The organism is Enterobacter sp. ECC_219_Taxon_10 (assembly GCF_058354905.1).
In genome coordinates, this window is record NZ_CM178005.1 from 158,110 (window position 1) to 177,364 (window position 19,255).

Annotated in this window: 17 protein-coding genes; 6 read left to right on the forward strand and 11 right to left on the reverse strand. The window is 56.9% G+C overall.

All coding sequences use genetic code 11. The features are described 5' to 3' along the window. Window positions 1-56: 56 nt before the first annotated feature. Window positions 57-878: a serine O-acetyltransferase gene (cysE, locus tag AC4ICF_RS00665; RefSeq protein WP_008502718.1), complete on the forward strand. Its 822-nt coding sequence runs from the start codon at window positions 57-59 to the stop codon at window positions 876-878. Here the strand turns inward: cysE and trmL are convergent. The 9 genes from trmL to AC4ICF_RS00710 all read right to left on the reverse strand — a co-directional run bounded on the left by trmL (window position 875) and on the right by AC4ICF_RS00710 (window position 11,030). Next, entirely contained in the window at window positions 875-1,348 is a 474-nt protein-coding gene (gene trmL, locus AC4ICF_RS00670) for a tRNA (uridine(34)/cytosine(34)/5-carboxymethylaminomethyluridine(34)-2'-O)-methyltransferase TrmL (RefSeq protein ID WP_316380418.1), read from the reverse strand. The genes cysE and trmL overlap by 4 nt on opposite strands. A 45-nt stretch (window positions 1,349-1,393) precedes the next feature. Beyond that, window positions 1,394-2,734 (reverse strand): MFS transporter, encoded by a 1,341-nt coding sequence (locus AC4ICF_RS00675; protein ID WP_116343011.1) that lies wholly within the window; start codon window positions 2,732-2,734, stop codon window positions 1,394-1,396. A gap of 177 nt (window positions 2,735-2,911) precedes the next feature. Beyond that, window positions 2,912-4,099, reverse strand: a complete 1,188-nt coding sequence (lldD, locus tag AC4ICF_RS00680; protein WP_316380420.1) for an FMN-dependent L-lactate dehydrogenase LldD — start codon at window positions 4,097-4,099, stop codon at window positions 2,912-2,914. Further along, on the reverse strand, window positions 4,096-4,869 hold the full coding sequence (lldR, locus tag AC4ICF_RS00685; RefSeq protein WP_014882013.1) for a transcriptional regulator LldR: 774 nt from the start codon (window positions 4,867-4,869) through the stop codon (window positions 4,096-4,098). Before lldR ends, lldD begins: the two co-directional genes overlap by 4 nt. Then, on the reverse strand, window positions 4,866-6,521 hold the full coding sequence (gene lldP / locus AC4ICF_RS00690) for an L-lactate permease (RefSeq protein WP_439209899.1): 1,656 nt from the start codon (window positions 6,519-6,521) through the stop codon (window positions 4,866-4,868). The genes lldR and lldP overlap by 4 nt, the downstream gene beginning before the upstream one ends. Before the next feature lie 341 nt (window positions 6,522-6,862). Further along, complete coding sequence (locus AC4ICF_RS00695) at window positions 6,863-7,225, reverse strand: YibL family ribosome-associated protein (protein ID WP_008502724.1); 363 nt, start codon at window positions 7,223-7,225, stop codon at window positions 6,863-6,865. A 58-nt stretch (window positions 7,226-7,283) separates the two neighbouring features. After that, window positions 7,284-7,874 (reverse strand): mannitol operon repressor MtlR, encoded by a 591-nt coding sequence (gene mtlR / locus AC4ICF_RS00700; protein WP_047363332.1) that lies wholly within the window; start codon window positions 7,872-7,874, stop codon window positions 7,284-7,286. Further along, a complete protein-coding gene (gene mtlD / locus AC4ICF_RS00705; RefSeq protein ID WP_316380421.1) occupies window positions 7,871-9,019 on the reverse strand; it encodes a mannitol-1-phosphate 5-dehydrogenase in 1,149 nt (382 codons plus the stop codon). The genes mtlR and mtlD overlap by 4 nt, the downstream gene beginning before the upstream one ends. Before the next feature lie 103 nt (window positions 9,020-9,122). Beyond that, window positions 9,123-11,030 (reverse strand): PTS mannitol transporter subunit IICBA, encoded by a 1,908-nt coding sequence (locus AC4ICF_RS00710; protein ID WP_116343017.1) that lies wholly within the window; start codon window positions 11,028-11,030, stop codon window positions 9,123-9,125. 636 nt (window positions 11,031-11,666) lie between these two features. Between AC4ICF_RS00710 and AC4ICF_RS00715 the strand changes: the two genes are divergently transcribed. The 3 genes from AC4ICF_RS00715 (at window position 11,667) to AC4ICF_RS00725 (ending at window position 13,861) form a co-directional block, all read left to right on the forward strand. Then, window positions 11,667-12,023 (forward strand): DUF3302 domain-containing protein, encoded by a 357-nt coding sequence (locus AC4ICF_RS00715; RefSeq protein ID WP_116343019.1) that lies wholly within the window; start codon window positions 11,667-11,669, stop codon window positions 12,021-12,023. A gap of 2 nt (window positions 12,024-12,025) precedes the next feature. Further along, window positions 12,026-13,162 (forward strand): HlyD family secretion protein, encoded by a 1,137-nt coding sequence (locus AC4ICF_RS00720; RefSeq protein ID WP_116343021.1) that lies wholly within the window; start codon window positions 12,026-12,028, stop codon window positions 13,160-13,162. A 90-nt stretch (window positions 13,163-13,252) separates the two neighbouring features. Then, the gene (locus AC4ICF_RS00725) at window positions 13,253-13,861 is read left to right on the forward strand and encodes a glutathione S-transferase (RefSeq protein WP_316380423.1); all 609 of its coding nucleotides are present in this window, start codon (window positions 13,253-13,255) and stop codon (window positions 13,859-13,861) included. Between the two features lie 27 nt (window positions 13,862-13,888). On the opposite strand, the gene AC4ICF_RS00730 is transcribed toward AC4ICF_RS00725, so the two are convergent. Beyond that, window positions 13,889-14,779 (reverse strand): hypothetical protein, encoded by an 891-nt coding sequence (locus AC4ICF_RS00730; RefSeq protein ID WP_316380424.1) that lies wholly within the window; start codon window positions 14,777-14,779, stop codon window positions 13,889-13,891. Window positions 14,780-15,005: 226 nt separating this feature from the next. Between AC4ICF_RS00730 and selA the strand changes: the two genes are divergently transcribed. Both selA and selB read left to right on the forward strand, forming a co-directional pair. Next, window positions 15,006-16,394: an L-seryl-tRNA(Sec) selenium transferase gene (gene selA / locus AC4ICF_RS00735; protein WP_316380425.1), complete on the forward strand. Its 1,389-nt coding sequence runs from the start codon at window positions 15,006-15,008 to the stop codon at window positions 16,392-16,394. Next, entirely contained in the window at window positions 16,391-18,229 is a 1,839-nt protein-coding gene (gene selB / locus AC4ICF_RS00740; RefSeq protein ID WP_316380426.1) for a selenocysteine-specific translation elongation factor, read from the forward strand. The genes selA and selB overlap by 4 nt, the downstream gene beginning before the upstream one ends. A gap of 3 nt (window positions 18,230-18,232) precedes the next feature. Here the strand turns inward: selB and AC4ICF_RS00745 are convergent, their stop codons facing one another. After that, window positions 18,233-19,117 carry an ROK family protein gene (locus AC4ICF_RS00745; protein ID WP_316380427.1) on the reverse strand — a complete coding sequence of 295 codons (885 nt, stop codon included), beginning with the start codon at window positions 19,115-19,117 and terminating at the stop codon, window positions 18,233-18,235. Between the last annotated feature and the right edge of the window lie 138 nt (window positions 19,118-19,255).

Sequence of the window (19,255 nt, forward strand, 5' to 3'; positions counted from 1 at the left end):
AATGACCCAGCCAGCGAAGAACTGGCTGGTCATTATACTATCGTCTGGAGTTAGCAATGCCGTGTGAAGAACTGGATATCGTCTGGAATAATATTAAAGCCGAAGCCCGGGCGCTGGCCGACTGTGAGCCAATGCTGGCCAGTTTTTACCACGCGACGTTACTCAAGCACGAAAATCTCGGCAGCGCGCTGAGCTACATGCTCGCCAATAAGCTGGCTTCCTCCATCATGCCGGCTATCGCCATCCGTGAAGTGGTGGAAGAGGCTTACGCCGCTGACCCGGAAATGATCGCCTCTGCCGCCTGCGATATCCAGGCCGTGCGCACCCGTGACCCGGCGGTCGATAAATACTCCACGCCGCTGCTGTACCTGAAAGGCTTCCACGCCCTGCAGGCTTACCGCATCGGCCACTGGTTATGGAATGAAGGCCGCCGCGCGCTGGCGATCTTCCTGCAAAACCAGGTCTCCGTGACATTCCAGGTCGATATTCACCCGGCGGCGAAGATTGGCCGCGGGATCATGCTCGACCACGCCACCGGCATTGTGGTGGGTGAAACGGCGGTGATTGAAGATGATGTCTCGATCCTCCAGTCGGTTACTCTGGGCGGTACCGGTAAAACCAGCGGCGATCGCCACCCGAAAATTCGTGAAGGGGTGATGATTGGCGCGGGCGCTAAAATTCTCGGCAATATTGAAGTCGGGCGCGGTGCGAAGATTGGCGCCGGGTCGGTTGTGCTCCAGCCCGTGCCGCCGCACACCACTGCCGCAGGCGTACCGGCGCGCATCGTCGGTAAGCCTGACAGCGATAAGCCGTCGATGGATATGGATCAGCACTTCAACGGCATTCACCATACCTTCGAGTATGGTGACGGCATTTAACTTCTTAAAATGGCGCCGGGATAACCCAGCTGGCGCCAGGCTTCATACACTACCACCGACACCGCGTTCGACAGGTTCATGCTGCGGCTGTCCGGCATCATCGGAATACGGATTTTTTGCTCAGCGGGCAGAGCATCCAGAATCGTGGCCGGCAGGCCGCGGGTTTCCGGGCCAAACATCAGATAGTCACCTTCCTGATAGCTCACGGCGCTGTGCGCTGGCGTGCCTTTGGTGGTCAGGGCGAACATGCGCTGCGGCTTCTCCGCTTCCAGAAACGCGGCGTGATCGTGATGGCGAACCACGGCGGTAAATTCATGGTAATCCAGCCCCGCGCGGCGCAGGCGCTTGTCGTCCCATGTAAAGCCCATCGGCTCGATGATGTGCAGGCGAAAACCGGTGTTGGCACACAGGCGGATGATATTGCCGGTATTTGGCGGAATTTCTGGTTCGAATAAAACGATGTTAAGCATGCTGCCCCCTTAATTGCGGGGGCAGAATAGCAGAAAAGAGAGGAACTACGCGACGCCGGGTTCGTGCGAGCGGCTGTACAGCATTTTGTAGACGGTTGCCGCCGCGGCCACCAGGGCGGGCACGCTGAGGATCATTAAAATACTGTCTGCCTGCCACTGCATAGAAAGAAGCTGGGCGCTGGTCATGGTGCCCGCCACCCCGCCAAAGCGGCCAATCCCCTGCATCCAGGCGATGCCCGTCGCGCGGCACTCGGTAGGGTAAAAGGTGGCCGCGAGGGTTTGCATGCCCGACTGCGCGCCGTTCATGGCGATCCCCATCAGGAAAATCAGCCCGCCAAACAGGGCGATATGGTTATGCTCAAGGCCGAGTAACAGGATCAATCCCATCGTCAGGACAAATCCCCCTGCGACCACCTTGTGCGCCTCCCAGCGGTCCATCATCCAGCCCGCGAGCAGAATGCCTGCGGTACCCCCGAACGTGAACAGCGAGGTGAGCCAGGCGGATTCCGCCAGCGCATAACCCATCCCCTGCATCAGCGTTGGCATCCAGCTCAGCAGGACGTAGTAAATGACCAGCCCCATAAAATAGGTCACCCACAGCATCAGGGTGCCGGGCAGCCAGGGCATGGAAAACAGCTGCCCCACGCTCCCTTTTTTAGACGCGACTTTTTCCTCCGCCAGGAAAAAGCCCGTGACGCTCTCCAGCGTACTGCGGCTGAACCGGCTGGCGATGCGGCGGACCTGCATAACGTCTTTCCCGCGCTGCACCAGAAACTTCACCGATTCCGGCAACAGCAGCGCCAGCAGCAGCGTTAAAATGAGCGGGGCAATCGCGCCGGTCAGCAGCACGCTTCGCCAGCCGTGATGGGGGATAAGCCAGGAAGAGATCGCGCCGCCGCCTGCCGCACCCAGAGGGAAGCCGCAGTACATGGTATTAATCGCCATGGCGCGACAGCGCTGGGGGGCAAATTCGGAGATCAGCGTGATGGCGTTAGGCATTGCGGCACCGAGCCCGAGGCCTGTCAGAAAGCGCCACAGCGTCAGGGTATTCAGGCTTTGTGCCCAGGCCGTGCCCAGGCTCGCCAGGCCGAAGAACAGGCACGAGAAGACCAGCACGCGCTTGCGTCCCATCCGGTCCGACACCGGGCCTGCAATCAGCGCGCCCAGTGACAGCCCCAGCAGCGCCGCGCTCAGCACCGGCCCCAGATCCTGTTTGTGTATCCCCCATTCTGCCGACAGCGTAGGCGCGATGTAGCCCATCGCTGCGGTATCAAAACCGTCGATCGCCAGAACCAGAAAGCCCAGCACGATAAGAAGCCAGTGAAACCCTGAAAAGGGACTCTCGTCGATAACCCGCTGAATATCCACCTTACCTGAATACGTCATACGCTCCCCTCCGATGTGATGTTGTTTTTGTGTTCTTGTATTTGCTTGTCTATACAATTGCGGGCGGGTGGGGTATGTCAAATTTTCTTATCCAGAATGTTACATGGGTGTTATTTTCGACAAAAAAAGCGCCCGAGGGGAGTCGGGCGCATGAGAAAAAATAGTAACGGATGAAAATCAGGCCGCGTTTCCCTGCGAAAGAGGGGCCAGCGCCGCAGGCAGCTTACTCAGCTCCTGCACCAGCGAATCCTTGCTGATCTCACTAATCGACTTCGCGCCGGTCAGCGTCATCGCCACCTTCATCTCTTTTTCGATCAGGTTGAGCAGATTCGCCACGCCGGCCTGGCCGCTGGTGGCCAGCGCATACAGGTACGCGCGGCCCAGCAGCACGCTGTCTGCGCCCAGGGCAATCATGCGCACCACGTCCAGCCCGTTGCGGATGCCGCTGTCGGCCAAAATCGCGATATCGCCTTTCACCGCATCGGCAATGGCCGGCAGCGCGCGGGCAGAAGAGAGCACGCCGTCGAGCTGGCGTCCGCCGTGGTTAGAGACCACGATCCCGTCCGCGCCGAAGCGCACCGCGTCGCGGGCATCTTCCGCATCGAGGATCCCTTTGATCACCATTGGGCCGTCCCAGAATTCGCGGATCCACTCCAGGTCTTTCCAGGAGATCGACGGATCGAAGTTGTTTGCCAGCCAGCCGATGTAATCCTCCAGCCCGGTCGGTTTACCAAGGTACGCCGAGATATTGCCCAGATCGTGCGGACGTCCGTTAAGACCGACGTCCCACGCCCACTGCGGGTGGGTAACCGCCTGCCAGTAGCGGCGGAGCGCAGCATTTGGGCCGCTCATGCCGGAGTGGGCATCACGATAGCGCGCGCCGGGCGTCGGCATATCGACGGTAAAGACCAGCGTGGAGCAGCCTGCCGCTTTGGCACGCTCAAGGGCGTTACGCATAAAGCCGCGATCGCGCAGGACGTAAAGCTGGAACCACATCGGGCGCTTGATGGTCGGGGCGACCTCTTCAATCGGGCAGACTGAGACGGTGGAAAGGGTAAACGGAATGCCTTTGGCATCCGCCGCGGCAGCAGCCTGCACTTCGCCACGGCGGGCGTACATGCCGCATAAGCCTACAGGCGCGAGCGCCACGGGCATGGAGAGCGTTTCGTTAAACAGCTTCGTCTCCAGGCTCAGGTCAGACATATTCTTCAGCACGCGCTGGCGCAGAGCCACCTCCGAGAGATCTTCCACGTTGCGGCGCAGGGTATATTCGGCATAGGCCCCGCCGTCGATGTAGTGGAACAAGAACGGGGGCAAAATGCGCTGCGCCGCGGCGCGATAGTCACTGGCTGCTGAAATAATCATGCTTTGTTCTCCCTGGAAATATCACTGTCGCCAGGCAGACGGGTAATACGCGCCTGTCGGGCCTGGTCTTCATCGAATCGTTTAATGGTGGTGTGTACGAAGCCGAGATGCGCCATCATTGCTTTGCGCGCGGCCTCGGCATCACCGGCCAGAATGGCGTTGAGCACGGCTTCATGCTGTTCGGTCAACTGAGCAAAGACCGGCGGAACCAGATACATGCGCTGGCGGCTCTGCTTGACGGAGGATTGCAGCAGATCGAAGAACCCGCGCATGGTCTGGAGCAGAACCACGTTATGCGATGCCTCGGCAATCGCCAGGTGAAAACGGACGTCTGCCTGGGAGGCGATATCCGGGTCGCTGCTTTGTGTGGCCTCAAAGCAGGCTTTGAGCTTCTCTTTGTCGGCCTCGGTTGCCCGCATCGCCGCGTGCCAGGCGGTACTGGTTTCGATGGCGTGACGCGCTTCAAGGATGTCGAAGCTGTAGTCCGGGTCGTTTTCCATCAGCGTCTTCAGCGGCTGCACGATGTTTTGCTCGGACCAGTCGTCATGCTGCCAGCGCACAAAGGTGCCACCGCCGCGACGGCTCACCAGCACCCCTTCGCTGACCAGCGTGGCCAGCGCCTCGCGCAGTGAGTTACGTGATACGCCAAGCTGGGCGGCAAGCTGGCGCTCGGCGGGCAACTTCATGCCCGCTTCCAGCTGTTGTTCTTCAATCAGCGCCCGCACGCGAGAGGCAATCTCGTCGGACAGGCGTCTGGGCATCACTATCATGGGATCATCCAGGTTAAGGCATAGGCCTGCAGGGTGGTGATCACGCCCACCATGCAGGTGAATATCAGGCTGTGTTTCACGGTAAAGCGGAACAGATCCGACTCTTTACCGACCAGTCCCACCGCCGCACAGGCAATGGCGATGGATTGTGGAGAGATCATTTTGCCGGTTACGCCGCCGGTGGTATTCGCTGCCACCAGCAGGATGTCCGACACGCCAATTTGTTGGGCCGCCGTTGCCTGCAGGGCAGCAAACAGGGCGTTAGACGAGGTATCTGAACCCGTCAGGAACACCCCCAGCCAGCCGAGGAACGGCGAGAAAAAGGTGAACGCGTGTCCGGTGTGGGCCAGCGCTAACGCCAGCGTCGACGATAGGCCGGAGTAGTTCGAGATAAACGCGAACGCCAGCACCATGCCGATGGAGTAGATCGGCAGCATCAGCTCTTTAATGGTCGCCGCAAAGGTCTGTACCGCGGCGGCTGGTTTCATGCGCAGCCATACAACGGAAAGGAGTGCCGCAAACAGGATGGCGGTACCGGTGGCGGAGAACCAGTCGAATTTATAGACCGCGGCATACGGCGTGGCGGCATGCACCACCGGCGGCATACGGGCGACCATCTTGTCGAGGAACGGCACGGAGATGTTAATCACCATGTCGTACAGCGCGCCGCCGGGAGCGAACAGCGCTTTAAACGGCGGAATGCTCCACAGCGTTACCGTTGCGGTCAGGAACAGGAACGGTGACCAGGCGCGAACGATCTGTCCTGCGGTATAGCCTGTGCGGGCGAGGGTCTGATCCACATGCGACGCGCCCATGTCGGCAAAGCGGAAGATGCGCACCGGCTGCCAGCGTTTCAGGAACAACGTCAGACAGACCAGCGACACCAGCGAAGAGATAATGTCCGGCAGTTCCGGGCCGAGGAAGTTAGAGCTGAGGTACTGGGCAATGGCGAACGAACCGCCCGCCACCATCACCGCGGGCCAGGTCTCCTTCACGCCGCGCCAGCCGTCCATAATCGCCATGATCCAGAACAGCACGATAATGGTCAGGAACGGCAGCTGGCGGCCTACCATCTGGCCAATCTCGAAGCTGTCCAGCCCGGTCACCTGTCCGGCCACCAGAATCGGGATCCCCATCGCGCCAAAGGCCACCGGGGCGGTGTTCACAATCAGGCACAGGCCTGCAGCATACAGCGGGTTAAAGCCCAGGCCGACCAGCAGCGCGGCGGTAATCGCCACCGGCGCGCCAAAGCCTGCCGCACCTTCCAGAAACGCCCCGAAGGAGAAGCCGACAATCAGCATCTGCAGGCGCTGGTCCGGAGTGATGGAGAGAATCGACGAACGGATGATGTCGAACTGCCCGGTCTTTACCGAAATTTTATAGACAAAGACCGCGGCAATAATAATCCACGCAATCGGCCACAGGCCGTAGAAGAAACCGTAGACGACGGAGGCCAGCGCGCGATCGACCGGCATTTTATAGAAGAACAGCGCCACCAGCAGGGCGATGGCAACGGTGTACGTCGCGGCGAGGTAGCCCTTCAGCTTGAGCTTAATCAGCGCAAAGAAGAAGAACAGGATCGGAAGCGATGCTATCAGGCTCGACAGCCAGATATTTCCGGCCGGGTCGTAGTTTTGTTGCCAGAGGCTCATGCAGGTCTCCTGGGGACCAGACAGCCTGCGCTGCGGGTGAGTCTCCGCTCATCTCTGCATCACAAACTGTGTAAAAGTGGTCCTGCCAATATTGTGTTGTAGGGTTAATGACAATGAATGGTTAACCAGATGTTATTAGCTAGCAATGGTTTTGTGAGCGGAAATAATGGAATTGTGAACCAGGGAAGAAAGTAAAGGGGGATTGGTTGGGCCAATTTGAAGCGGGAGTGTGGCTGAGGCACCCCTCACCCTAACCCTCTCCCCAAAGGGGCGAGGGGACTGAACTGTGCGGTTTTCTCCCTCTCCCCTTTGGGGAGAGGGCGGGGTGAGGGGAAGAACGATCAGAACGCGGTCTTACAAAAGCCCGTCATCTCTTTCAGGCCCATCTCGCGGCCAAGCTCGGTCATCGGGTGCACCACCACCAGGCCACGGACGCTTTTCTTCAGCTTCCCCATGTCAGCCTGCTCTTTTTTGGTGATCGCGCGGCGGTGCGGCATGTTCATCAGCTTCTGCGCTTCTTTGCTCAGCTTCTGGCCTTTCACTTCGCGCAGGCGCTCGATTTCAGCTTCCAGCTTCGCGGTCTCTTTCTCCAGCTCGGCGTACTTCTCGGCGGAATCGACCAGCGACAGGCCAGCCATCTGGTGGCGGATCAGATCCAGGCGGTCGCTCAGGCGTTTAATTTCGTTCTTTTCGACTTCTTTCATGACAAATGACTCTGAAAACGGGGAATTTACAGGGAAGGATACACCAATGTGAACGGGCTTACTTCTGAAACGCTTTTTTTAAGCTGATTTTAGAAATCAGCTCAGTCAGGGAGAGGACCATAGTGGAACGGACAACCTGTTGATAGCGCAGCTTTTGCATCGCGTACAGTTCAGGGTCGCTGTTATCAAAATGGGGAGCAGGAGGCAGGGCGGTAACGCAGTGCAGCTCGCCGAAGGGGCCCAGAATCTCATCATCGGTAAAGGTATACTCATTACCGTCATGATTGAGCTCTTCGCGCAGCGCCATTAACAGTTCCGCATCTTCATACTCTTGTCGGTTGAGCACGCCCAGGCCATAAATCAGCTTCAGGCGCACCGACAGATCGCCCAGCGGTCCGTCTCCGTCCAGTAACGGTTCTACAGCGTACTTTACCGCGTAGTCGTCTTTGCGAAACACCTGAAGCACCAGAATGTTCACCGCCTCGGTTAACAGCTCGACGGCGGCAATCAGGAAACTTCGTACGGTTTTGCCAGCATTCAGACGCTCAAGCACACGATTTTCAAAGGCCTGGGTTTGTTCCATTATTGCCTGCATATCTGACAATCTGTTATTCGGGCGCAGGCTAACCTGCGCCGGATTCTGTATCATTTGGTTGCGTTATATGCGTTAACCGCCTCCGCCACCACGTCGCTGCTGGCGTCCAGACCGGAAATTTGCGCCAGCGCAGCCTGCGCGCCTTTGTCATCAATCAGCTGAGCCAGCTCAATTGCCTGCGGGTCCTGCTCGCTGCGGTAGTGCATCGCGGCGGCAATTCCTTTCACCAGATTGGCGTGCGGCAGACCGTATTCCAGTGTGCCGAGCAGCGGCTTAATCAGGCGGTCGCCCGCGCTCAGCTTACGCAGCGGCTGACGGCCCACGCGCTCAACGTCATCTTTCAGATACGGGTTTTCAAAGCGGCCGAGGATTTTCTGGATGTATGCTGCGTGTTTATCAGCATCAAAACCGTAGCGTTTGATCAGCACCTCGCCGCTCTCTTCCATCGCCCCTTTTACCACCGCGCGGATCTGCTCATCGAGGATCGCATCACGAATGGTCTGATGACCGGCCAACTTTCCGAGGTACGCGGTTATAGCATGCCCGGTGTTCAGCGTGAAGAGTTTGCGTTCGACAAATGCCATCAGGTTATCGGTTAATTCCATACCCGGAATGGTCGGCAGCGCGCCCTTAAACTGGGTTTTATCGACGATCCACTCGCTGAAGGTTTCTACGGTCACTTCCAGCGGATCGTGGGTGGCGGATTCGGACGGCGGAACAATGCGGTCCACGGCGGAATCGACAAAACCAACGTGCGTGTCAACCCAGGCTTTATCTTCGTCAGCCACGGCCGCCATGACGTGACCTTTCAGCTGCGTGGTACCGCGCACCATGTTTTCGCAGGCGATGATGTTCAGCGGAGCGTCGTTGCCCTGCGCCTTACGTTTTGCCAGGCCTTTCGCGACTGCTGGAGCGATACGCTCAAGTACGACCGGGCCCACAGCGGTGGTCACCAGGTCAACGCTGGCGATCAGATCAATCACGTCGTCGCCGATGCTGCTGACCGCGTTGACGCCAGAGACGGTTTCAACCTGTTCATTTTCACCCACCACATGGACCTGATAGCTATGACGGGCATTCAGGGCATCCAGAACCACCTGATTCACATCGGCGAATGTCAGGGTAATGCCCGCGTCTGCCAGCAGTTTACCGATAAAGCCACGACCGATGTTACCTGCACCAAAATGTAATGCTTTCATAGTGTTAACCTTAATCAATGTTTTTACCCGAGAGGGCTGGGGTGAGGAACGTTTACCCCCTCACCCTAGCCCTCTCCCCAAAGGGGAGAGGGAAGAGGGACTGCTATTTGTTGAGCAGGGCCAGAACTTCTTCAACGCTGGTGGTGTTAGCCAGACGCTCAATGACGGTTTCGTCGTCCAGCGCGTTGGTCAGGCTGGTAATCACCTGAATGTGCTCGTTATTGCGAGCGGCGATACCAATCACCAGACGGGCGATGTCGTCCTCTTCTTCACCGAAGCGCACGCCGTCAGGATACTGACAGAACACTACGCCGGTTTTCAGCACGCGGTCTTTCGCTTCAACCGTACCGTGCGGAACCGCGATAGATTCACCCAGGTAGGTCGGCGTCAGTTTTTCACGTTCCAGCATCGCTTCAACGTATTCTGGCTGAACGTAGCCGCCTTTCACCAGCTGTTCACCGGCAAAGCGAATCGCCTCTTCTTTAGTGGCCGCGGTACGACCGAGGAAAATGTTCTCCGCACCCAGCTTGAACAGGTGAGCATTGCTCTCGTCAAAGCTGTCCTGCAGGCTGGTACGCACTTTCACTTCATTATCTTCATGACGCTGCGCGGCAACCAGACGTTCGGTCAGGCTGGTGTACAGGCCGCTGTCGAGGAAGTTGGTCAGCGAGATGTGCTGTGCCTGCGGCACCTGGCGCATGGCGCGTTCGGTCAGGTCGCGGTGCGTGATGACCAGGTCAACATCCGGCGGCAGGCTGTTAATGGCGCTGTTGGTCACGGAGATGTTGGTCAGGCCCGCATCCTGCACTTTCTTACGCAGCACGCCTGCACCCATTGCGCTGGAACCCATACCGGCGTCGCAGGCAACGATGATTTTACGCACGTGGCTCAGGTCGTTAGAGACGTCGCCAGCCGCCAGCGGGGTTGCGCCTTTGGATTCGGCTTTCATGTCGTGCATACGGCGGGTTGCCGCTTCAATATCGTCGTCTTCTTTCACTTTGCTGGTTTTCAGCAGGATAGAAGAGACCACGAAGGAGACCGCCATTGCGGCACAGATCGCCGCGATGTTCGCGAAGTACGCGCCTTTCGGGGTCATCGCCAGCACCGCCAGGATAGAGCCCGGAGAAGCAGGAGAGACCAGGCCGCCGCCCAGCACGCTCAGGGTGAACACGCCGGTCATACCGCCGAGGATAACTGCCAGGATCAGGCGTGGGTTCATCAGCACATACGGGAAGTAAATTTCGTGGATACCACCCAGGAAGTGGATGATAGCCGCACCGCCAGCAGACTGCTTCGCGCTGCCGCGACCAAAGAACATGTACGCCAGCAGAACGCCCATGCCCGGACCCGGGTTCGCTTCAATCAGAAAGAAGATGGACTTGCCGAGATCGTGAGACTGCTGAATACCCAGCGGCGAGAAGATACCGTGGTTGATGGCGTTGTTCAGGAACAGGATTTTCGCCGGTTCAACGAAGATAGACGCCAGCGGCAGCATGTCGTGCGCCACCATGAAGTTAACGCCCGCCGCCAGCAGTTTGGACAGCACTTCAACAGCCGGACCAATGCCGAGGAACGCCAGAATCGCGAGGATCATCCCGATGATGCCCGCAGAGAAGTTGTTCACCAGCATTTCAAAGCCGGATTTGATCTTGCCATCAACCCAGACGTCGAATTTCTTAATCGCCCAGCCGCCGAGAGGACCGGCAATCATCGCACCGAGGAACATCGGCATATCCGCACCGACGATAACACCCATAGTCGTGATAGCACCCACTACGCCACCACGGTCACCGCCCACCAGACGACCACCGGTGTAACCGATGAGCAGCGGCAGGAGATAGGTAATCATTGGGCCAACAAGTTTCGCCAGCGTTTCGTTAGGCAACCACCCTGTCGGAATAAACAATGCGGTGATAATACCCCACGCGATAAACGCGCCGATATTTGGCATCACCATGTTGCTGAGGAAACGACCAAAGCTTTGAACTTTGATCTTGAAATCGGATGACATAAAACACCCCTTCTTATGTTTACGCTTAGGCTTGCGGCCCGAGGTTTATCGTTAATGTGCGGCGGCAGAGGTAGCCGGGCCCTGTTCTGATGCTGTGAAATCTGGCACTGAATCGTTCAACTGTCCAGACAGCGAAAGTTTATGTGATGCACATCACGTAAATGCAGGTGGTGTGCCGCCCTTCATGGTGATCTGAATCACAAAATAAGTGGGCAAAAAAAATACGATGGCGAGAAAAGAAGCAAAAACCACGGTTTTTTGTGATGCATGTCTCGTTTTGGTTTCGTGAGTTTGTTTCTGGATTGTGACTGATTTCACAAAATATTTTTATGCAGATTTCTCCGACTGGGATCGGCGTCAGGATGGCCTTCCGTGACACGGAAAGCTAAAAAAACACTTTTTGTATGTAGTATGGCGGAAAGCTAAAACCTGAATTACGCTCATTATGTAAGGTTGAGTATATTATTATTCAGGATATATTTTGACACGCTTATAAACTTGCATGGAGATATTATAAAAAACGATACTCCCCGGCTCTGAAATAATCAGCGTGCCTTTTAAATTTAAAAATAAATTAATTAGGCTGCGTGCTGTTTTATTAGTTTAATGAGTTGACGTTGTTTAAGTGAGGAGAATATGTTTCTCAACTATTTCGCGCTGGGCGTGTTGATTTTTGTATTTCTGGTTCTTTTTTACGGAATCATCGCCATTCATGATATCCCCTATAATATGGCCAAAAAGCGCAATCATCCCCATGCCGATGCTATTCATACGGCAGGCTGGATCAGCCTGTTTACGCTCCATGCCATCTGGCCGTTCCTGTGGATTTGGGCCACCCTGTACCGCGAAGATCGCGGCTGGGGTATGCAGAACCACATCACCAGGGCGGATGAGGTTCCGGGCATGGATGCGCTGGCCAAACGCGTGGCCGAGTTAGAACACAAGCTGGCAGCGGTTCAGCCCTCTGATGATAAAAACACGCTGGAGCGCTAATCATGGATCTGTTGATTATTCTGACCTATGTGGCATTTGCCTGGGCAATCTTTAAAATATTTCGTATTCCGGTAAACCAGTGGACGCTTGCTACCGCGACGTTAGGCGGCGTGTTTATTGTTGCCGGACTTATTTTGCTAATGAACTATAACCATCCGTATACCTTTACGGCGCAAAAAGCGGTTATTTCCATTCCGATTACGCCGCAGGTCACGGGGGTGGTGACTGAAGTGACCGATAAAAATAACCAGCTCATTAAAAAAGGCGAAGTGTTATTTAAACTGGATCCGGGCCGCTATCAGGCGCGCGTCGACAGACTGAAGGCAGACCTGGTGACCGCGACGCACAATATCGACAATCTGAAAGCGCAGCTGTCGGAAGCGGTTGCCAATACGACACGCGTCTCCGCTGAACGCGATCGCCTGTATAAAGATTATCAGCGCTACCTGAAAGGCAGCCAGGCGAAGGTGAATCCGTTCTCTGAAAGCGATATTGATAACGCGCGGCAGAACTATCTGGCCCAGGATGCCATGGTGAAAGGTTCCGTTGCTGAACAGACGCAGATTCAAAGCCAGCTGGACAGCATGGTGAACGGCGAACAGTCGCAGATTGCCTCGTTACGCGCCCAGCTTGCTGAAGCGAAATACAACCTCGATCAGACCGTGGTGCGCGCGCCGAGCAACGGCTATATCACCCAGGTGCTGATTCGTCCGGGAACCTATGCCGCCGCGCTGCCGCTGCGCCCGGTGATGGTCTTCATTCCTGAACAGAAGCGTCAGATTGTGGCCCAGTTCCGTCAGAACTCGCTGCTGCGCCTGAAGCCGGGCGATGAAGCGGAAGTGGTGTTTAACGCGCTGCCGGGCCAGGTGTTCACCGGTAAGCTCACCAGCGTTCTGCCTGTGGTGCCGGGCGGGTCGTATCAGGCGCAGGGCGCCTTGCAGGCACTGACCGTCGCGCCGGGTACGGATGGCGTACAGGCGCTGATTGAGCTGGAGCCTAACGCCGACGTCGATGCTTTGCCGGACGGCATTTATGCCCAGGTGGCGGTCTATTCGGATCATTTCGCCCACGTCTCGGTAATGCGTAAAGTGTTGCTGCGTATGACCAGCTGGATGCACTACCTCTATCTCGATCACTAATCCTTCCGGGGCAGGAATGCGACACGTATACCTGCCCTTTTTTCATCGCTTGATCCATACTGACTTTTTCCCGGCATCAAGGATCAGGCAATGAAACTCATCGGTAGCTACACCAGTCCCTTCGTGCGAAAAATCTCGATTCTCCTGCTGGAGAAAGGGATTGAATTTGAATTCGTTAATGAGCAGCCCTACAACGCCGAAAACGGCGTCGCGCAGTATAACCCGCTGGGGAAAGTTCCGGCGCTGGTAACGGACGAGGGCGAATACTGGTTCGATTCCCCCATCATTGCGGAGTATGTCGAACTGCTGGGCGTTGCCCCGGCAATGCTGCCGTCTGACCCTAAAGCGGCGCTGGCGGTGAAGCAAATTGAAGCCCTGGCCGATGGCATTATGGATGCGGCACTCACCTCCGTACGCGAGCAGGCGCGTCCCGCCGCGCAGCAGTCAGAAAACGAATTGCTGCGCCAGCGGGAAAAAATCAGCCGCAGTCTGGATATGTGCGAACAGCTTATCCGGGAGGGCAAGATCCACACCGACAGCCTGAACCTGGCAACCATCGCCATCGCCTGCGCCATCGGCTATCTCAACTTCCGCCGGGTGTCCCCAGGCTGGTGCGTAGACCGTCCGCTGCTGGTGAAACTGGTAGAGGCGCTATTTCAGCGCGAAAGTTTCGCTCGTACCGAGCCACCAAAAGCGTAACCCGGTTGCCCGGCGAAGCCGGGCAGATTAGTTACATGTCGAGAGAATTTCTTTTTGCTTGTCTGAAAAATAATAGAATTTAGCCGAGGTGACAACTTCGCCAAGATAACCTTTTGGATATTTGATATAGAAATCCATCGCCTGGATATTTTTATCAAGGTGGGCAGGGAAATCAGGCAGACTACCTGCCATTGGGCGAGTGAGGTGGTTAGAGTCTGCACCAATATAATAATCAGGGTTACCAAATTGTGCGCGACCATATTCAAACACAATAGGCTCAGCACCATATTCATCCATAAATGCACTAGTAACGTTAGGGTCGCCAATCTTTGTTACGGCGAAAACCTCTACGCGTAAATATTCAAAGTTTCTGGTCATGGTGAAAATCGTGGTGTCGATGGAGTCGTCAGACAGGGACGGGAACATGCCAGAATGCACATAAATAAAGTCATTAGGATATTGTTCTAAAACTTTATTATAAGCAGACAAGCCTCGCCCAACGGTGGGATGCCAGTCTGCTGGATATGGCTGACAATCCGATTTATCCATACATACAGGTTTGGAAAGGTAGCTACCGGTTGTTCCTGAGGGGTTGTTATCGTATAGCAGAACCGTGGAGGGAAAAGGATCGCGCCCAGTGGCCGGTTTTGTTTTCAGGTAGTTATAACCATCACTGTTACTGTACAGACTATAAAGATCGCCACGTTTTCTTTGGTCTGCAGCAACATAAATAATATTATAAGCCATACCATCGAAGTTTTCGATGTAATCATCGACTCTGAATTTAATCGGCATCGGTGCGTCGGGTAGTGAGCACCTTTTGGCAAAGCCAAATTTCTGATCAGCCTGCGTTTGAGCGGTATAAAGAGTGCAGGCCGATAATAAAAGAGCAGCAAGAACCTTGATCTTCATTTTCATCTGTATGCTTCCATGCGTTGCGGGGTAAGGAATTCATAATAATATTCGCTTCGTTGATTGATTGATATTGATGTTTTCTGAATTATTTATTCAAGTAAGTTATGAAATAATTTTAATTATTCTCGGTAATTATTGATCTGGGTAAATTAAAGTATGCGGATGTATAAGGACTCCCTCAGGTCAACCTGCTAAAATAGCCACAGATTTCTTACTCTCAGGCAGGCTTATGAACCAGACGCACAGCTCGCTTTATCGTCTTCTCCCCTCTACGGATCGCTTGTTGCGAGACGTAGGATTTCGCCCTCTGCTCGCCAGATATGGTCATACCCGCGTGGTCGCTGTGCTGCGGGATTTACAGGACGAGGCGCGCAGGACGATCGGTGAGAAGGGCGTATTGCCGGTATGGAATGACGACTGGGTACGAGCCGTTTCAGAATATCTCTCCCAAAGCCATGCCCACGCCCTGCGCCCGGTGATTAACCTGACGGGAACCGTGCTGCACACCAACCTGGGGCGCGCGCAGCAGGCGGAAGAGGCGGTGGCTGCGGTCGTGCAGGCCATGCGCTCGCCTGTGACGCTGGAGTACGATCTGGACGGCGCGGGGCGCGGGCATCGCGATCGCGCGCTGGCAGATCTGCTCTGCCAGCTAACCGGCGCGGAAGATGCCTGCATTGTGAATAACAACGCGGCGGCGGTGCTGTTGATGCTGGCGGCGACCGCGAGCGGCAGAGAGGTGGTGGTGTCCCGCGGCGAGCTGGTGGAGATTGGCGGGGCGTTTCGCATCCCGGACGTGATGCGTCAGGCGGGCTGCACGCTGCATGAGGTGGGCACCACGAACCGTACCCATGCGAAAGATTATCGCGCGGCGGTGAATGAAAACACCGCCCTGCTGATGAAGGTCCACACTAGCAATTATCATATTGAGGGCTTCACCAAAACCGTTGACGAGGCCGAGCTGGCGGCGATTGGGCAGGAACTGAATATTCCGGTGATTGCCGACCTCGGCAGCGGTTCGCTGGTGGATCTCAGCCTGTACGGGTTGCCAAAAGAGCCGATGCCGCAGGAGATGATTGCCGCAGGCGTGAGCCTGGTCAGCTTTTCCGGAGACAAACTGCTGGGCGGGCCGCAGGCCGGGATTATCGTCGGCAAGCGCGAGCTGATTGCGCAACTGCAGCAGCACCCGCTCAAGCGCGCCCTGCGGGCCGATAAAATGACCCTTGCCGCGCTGGACGCGACGCTGCGGCTCTATCTCCACCCGGAGAAGCTGGCCGACCGTCTGCCCACGCTGCGCCTGTTAAGCCGGGATGCCGCCTCGATTCGCGCGCAGGCCGAACTGCTGCTGCCGCGCGTCGCCCCGCACTACCCCGATTTTGACGTCCGCATTGAGCCCTGCCAGTCGCAGATAGGCAGCGGTTCGCTGCCGGTGGACAGGCTGCCGAGTGAAGCGCTCACGTTCACCCCGCGTGACGGGCGCGGCAGCCGCCTTGAGGCGCTGTCGTTGCGCTGGCGCGGCTTGCCGACGCCGGTCATCGGGCGGATTTACGATGGCCGCATGTGGCTGGATCTGCGCTGCCTTGAAGATGAAGAGCGATTTCTGGAGATGTTGCTGAAATGATTATTGCCACCGCCGGTCACGTCGACCATGGAAAAACCACGTTGCTGCAGGCGATCACCGGCATAAATGCCGATCGCCTGCCGGAAGAGAAAAAGCGCGGCATGACCATCGATCTGGGCTATGCCTACTGGCCCCAGCCGGATGGCCGCGTGCTGGGTTTTATTGATGTTCCGGGGCATGAAAAGTTTCTGTCTAACATGCTGGCGGGCGTGGGGGGCATCGATCATGCGCTGCTTGTGGTGGCCTGCGACGACGGCGTGATGGCGCAAACCCGTGAGCATCTGGCAATCCTCCAGCTGACCGGCAACCCGCAGCTGACCGTGGCGCTGACTAAAGCCGATCGCGTGGATGAGGCGCGCATCAGCGAGGTGCGTGAAGTGGTGCGGGCGACCTTACGGGAATATGGTTTTGCCGAGGCGCCGCTTTTTGTCACCGTGGCGACTGAAGGCCGCGGTATCGACGATCTTCGCTACCACTTGCAGCAATTATCGTCGCGCGACCACGCCAGCCATCACCGTTTCCGTCTGGCAATTGACCGGGCGTTTACCGTAAAAGGCGCGGGGCTGGTGGTCACCGGTACGGCGCTGAGCGGTGAAGTGAAGGTGGGAGATTGCCTGTGGCTGACGGGCGTTAATAAACCGATGCGCGTGCGCGGCTTACATGCGCAAAACCAGCCCGCAGAGCACGCCCACGCCGGGCAGCGGATCGCGCTCAACATTGTCGGGGATGCAGAAAAAGAGCAGCTTAACCGCGGCGACTGGCTGCTGGCCGACGCCCCGCCCGAGCCGTCTGAGCGTGTGATTGTCTCCCTGCAGACGCACGTACCCCTGACCCAATGGCAGCCGCTGCATATTCACCACGCGGCCAGCCATATCACCGGGCGCGTGTCCCTGCTGGAAAACGATCTTGCCGAACTGGTTTTTGATTCGCCGCTCTGGCTGGCGGACAACGACCGTCTGGTGCTGCGGGATATTTCCGCGCGGGAAACGCTGGCCGGGGCGCGGGTAGTGACGCTTAACCCGCCTCGACGCGGCAAGCGTAAGCCTGAATATCTGCAATGGCTGGCAGCGCTGGCCCAGGCTCCGGATGATAACGCCGCGCTGCGGGTGCATCTTGAGCGCGGGGCGGTGAGCCTGAGTGATTTTGCATGGGCACGTCAGCTGAGCGACGAAGGACTACGTCAGTTGACCCGGCAGCCGGGCTTTATTCAGGCCGGCAACAGCCTGCTCGATGCGCCGGTGGCTGCACACTGGCAGCGTAAGATACTGAACACGCTCGCAACGTACCATGAACAGCATCAGGATGAGCCCGGTCCTGGCCGTGAGCGTCTGAGACGCATGGCGCTGCCGATGGAAGATGACGCGCTGGTGCTGCTGCTGATTGAAAACATGCGCGAAAGCGGGGTGATTAAAAGCCATCACGGCTGGCTGCATCTGCCGGATCACAAGGCCGGGTTCACCGCAGAGCAGGAGGCTATATGGCAAAAAGTGGCCTTAATGTTTGGGGATGAACCGTGGTGGGTTCGCGATCTGGCGCGTGAGACGAACACCGACGAGCAGGCGATGCGTCAGGTATTGCGCCATGCGGCGCAGCAGGGGCTGATAGTCGCGATCGTGAAAGATCGTTATTACCGTAACGATCGCATTGTGGCATTTGCCAACCTGATCCGCGAACTGGATCAGGCGCGCGGCTCCACCTGCGCAGCCGATTTCCGCGATCGGCTGAACGTAGGCCGCAAGCTGGCGATTCAGATCCTGGAATATTTCAACCGTATCGGGTTTACGCGTCGCCGGGGTAATGACCATCTGCTTCGCGACGCGCAGCTGTTCCCCTGAGCGCTACGTGCTGCGGGAGAGTTTCTGCTTAGCCAGCCATACCGCGCCCAGTCTTCCCGCCTGGTTACCCAGCTCGCAGGGCAGAATGGGCACCTTGAGTGCCTCCCACTCCTCGAATCGCTGTAGATATTTATCGAGCAGGAGATAGATTTTCTCCTGCTCGCTTACCCCGCCACCAATCAGCACTGCCTGTGGATCGAACATCGAGATCACGCTGTAAACGCCGCGCGAGAGAAAATGCGCCCAGGCTTCAATAGCTTCGCGCAGATGCACGTCGCTCTCCATACGTTTAAAAAGCTCCTCGCCATCAGGCATCTCTTCTTCTGATACGGCCAGCACGCGGCGGCAGGCTTTCATCAGGCCGCTGGCAGACGCAACCTCGTGCATCGGTTCGCCCTGATCCCCGACGGGTAGCACGCCAAATTCGCCGGCGCGGTAATGCGATCCGCGATAGAGATCGCCTTCCATCACAATCCCGCCACCGATGCCTGTGCCGATGGTGATGCAGACGAAATGCTCGTAATCCTTACCTGCGCCCTGCCAGCGCTCGCCCAGCGCCGCACAGTTGGCGTCGTTTTCTACAGTAACGGGAAGGTCGGTCAGCCCGGCGAAGAGTTCGCACAGGTTTTCGCCGTCGAGATAGTCGAGCGCGCCCGCTTTCGCCGCTTCGCCGCTGTGGTGGTTAATATGGCCGGGAAAACTCACGCCGATACCGGCGATGTCGTGTTCGTCCTGATACGCTTCAACCACCGCTTTCCACTTCTTTTTAAAGGTGTTTTTATCCTCAGGGGTATCGTACTCGTCCGTCGCCAGCTCCCTGCCATTTTCATCAATCACGCCGTGCTTGATGTGGGTTCCGCCTACGTCAAAACCGATAAATAGCTGCATCGCATCGTTCCTCATGAGCGCTTGAGCTGATAAGTATGGCTCAGTAGCAGAAACGAAACGTAAAGTACGGTAATCCGTGATACGGCTCGTAAACCCGTCACCCACTGGCGAGAAAACCGCCAGCCGGGACTACCCTTG

Excerpts from the sequence above, each read along its gene's own strand:
- lldP (WP_439209899.1), bottom strand. The coding sequence starts at position 6,521 with ATGAGCCTCTGGCAACAAAACTACGACCCGGCCGGAAATATCTGGCTG.
- AC4ICF_RS00695 (WP_008502724.1), bottom strand. The coding sequence starts at position 7,225 with ATGAAAGAAGTCGAAAAGAACGAAATTAAACGCCTGAGCGACCGCCTG.
- cysE (WP_008502718.1), top strand. The coding sequence starts at position 57 with ATGCCGTGTGAAGAACTGGATATCGTCTGGAATAATATTAAAGCCGAA.
- AC4ICF_RS00715 (WP_116343019.1), top strand. The coding sequence starts at position 11,667 with ATGTTTCTCAACTATTTCGCGCTGGGCGTGTTGATTTTTGTATTTCTG.
- AC4ICF_RS00730 (WP_316380424.1), bottom strand. The coding sequence starts at position 14,779 with ATGAAAATGAAGATCAAGGTTCTTGCTGCTCTTTTATTATCGGCCTGC.
- lldR (WP_014882013.1), bottom strand. The coding sequence starts at position 4,869 with ATGATAGTGATGCCCAGACGCCTGTCCGACGAGATTGCCTCTCGCGTG.
- mtlD (WP_316380421.1), bottom strand. The coding sequence starts at position 9,019 with ATGAAAGCATTACATTTTGGTGCAGGTAACATCGGTCGTGGCTTTATC.
- lldD (WP_316380420.1), bottom strand. The coding sequence starts at position 4,099 with ATGATTATTTCAGCAGCCAGTGACTATCGCGCCGCGGCGCAGCGCATT.
- AC4ICF_RS00710 (WP_116343017.1), bottom strand. The coding sequence starts at position 11,030 with ATGTCATCCGATTTCAAGATCAAAGTTCAAAGCTTTGGTCGTTTCCTC.
- mtlR (WP_047363332.1), bottom strand. The coding sequence starts at position 7,874 with ATGATACAGAATCCGGCGCAGGTTAGCCTGCGCCCGAATAACAGATTG.
- selB (WP_316380426.1), top strand. The coding sequence starts at position 16,391 with ATGATTATTGCCACCGCCGGTCACGTCGACCATGGAAAAACCACGTTG.
- AC4ICF_RS00745 (WP_316380427.1), bottom strand. The coding sequence starts at position 19,117 with ATGCAGCTATTTATCGGTTTTGACGTAGGCGGAACCCACATCAAGCAC.
- selA (WP_316380425.1), top strand. The coding sequence starts at position 15,006 with ATGAACCAGACGCACAGCTCGCTTTATCGTCTTCTCCCCTCTACGGAT.
- AC4ICF_RS00720 (WP_116343021.1), top strand. The coding sequence starts at position 12,026 with ATGGATCTGTTGATTATTCTGACCTATGTGGCATTTGCCTGGGCAATC.
- AC4ICF_RS00675 (WP_116343011.1), bottom strand. The coding sequence starts at position 2,734 with ATGACGTATTCAGGTAAGGTGGATATTCAGCGGGTTATCGACGAGAGT.
- AC4ICF_RS00725 (WP_316380423.1), top strand. The coding sequence starts at position 13,253 with ATGAAACTCATCGGTAGCTACACCAGTCCCTTCGTGCGAAAAATCTCG.
- trmL (WP_316380418.1), bottom strand. The coding sequence starts at position 1,348 with ATGCTTAACATCGTTTTATTCGAACCAGAAATTCCGCCAAATACCGGC.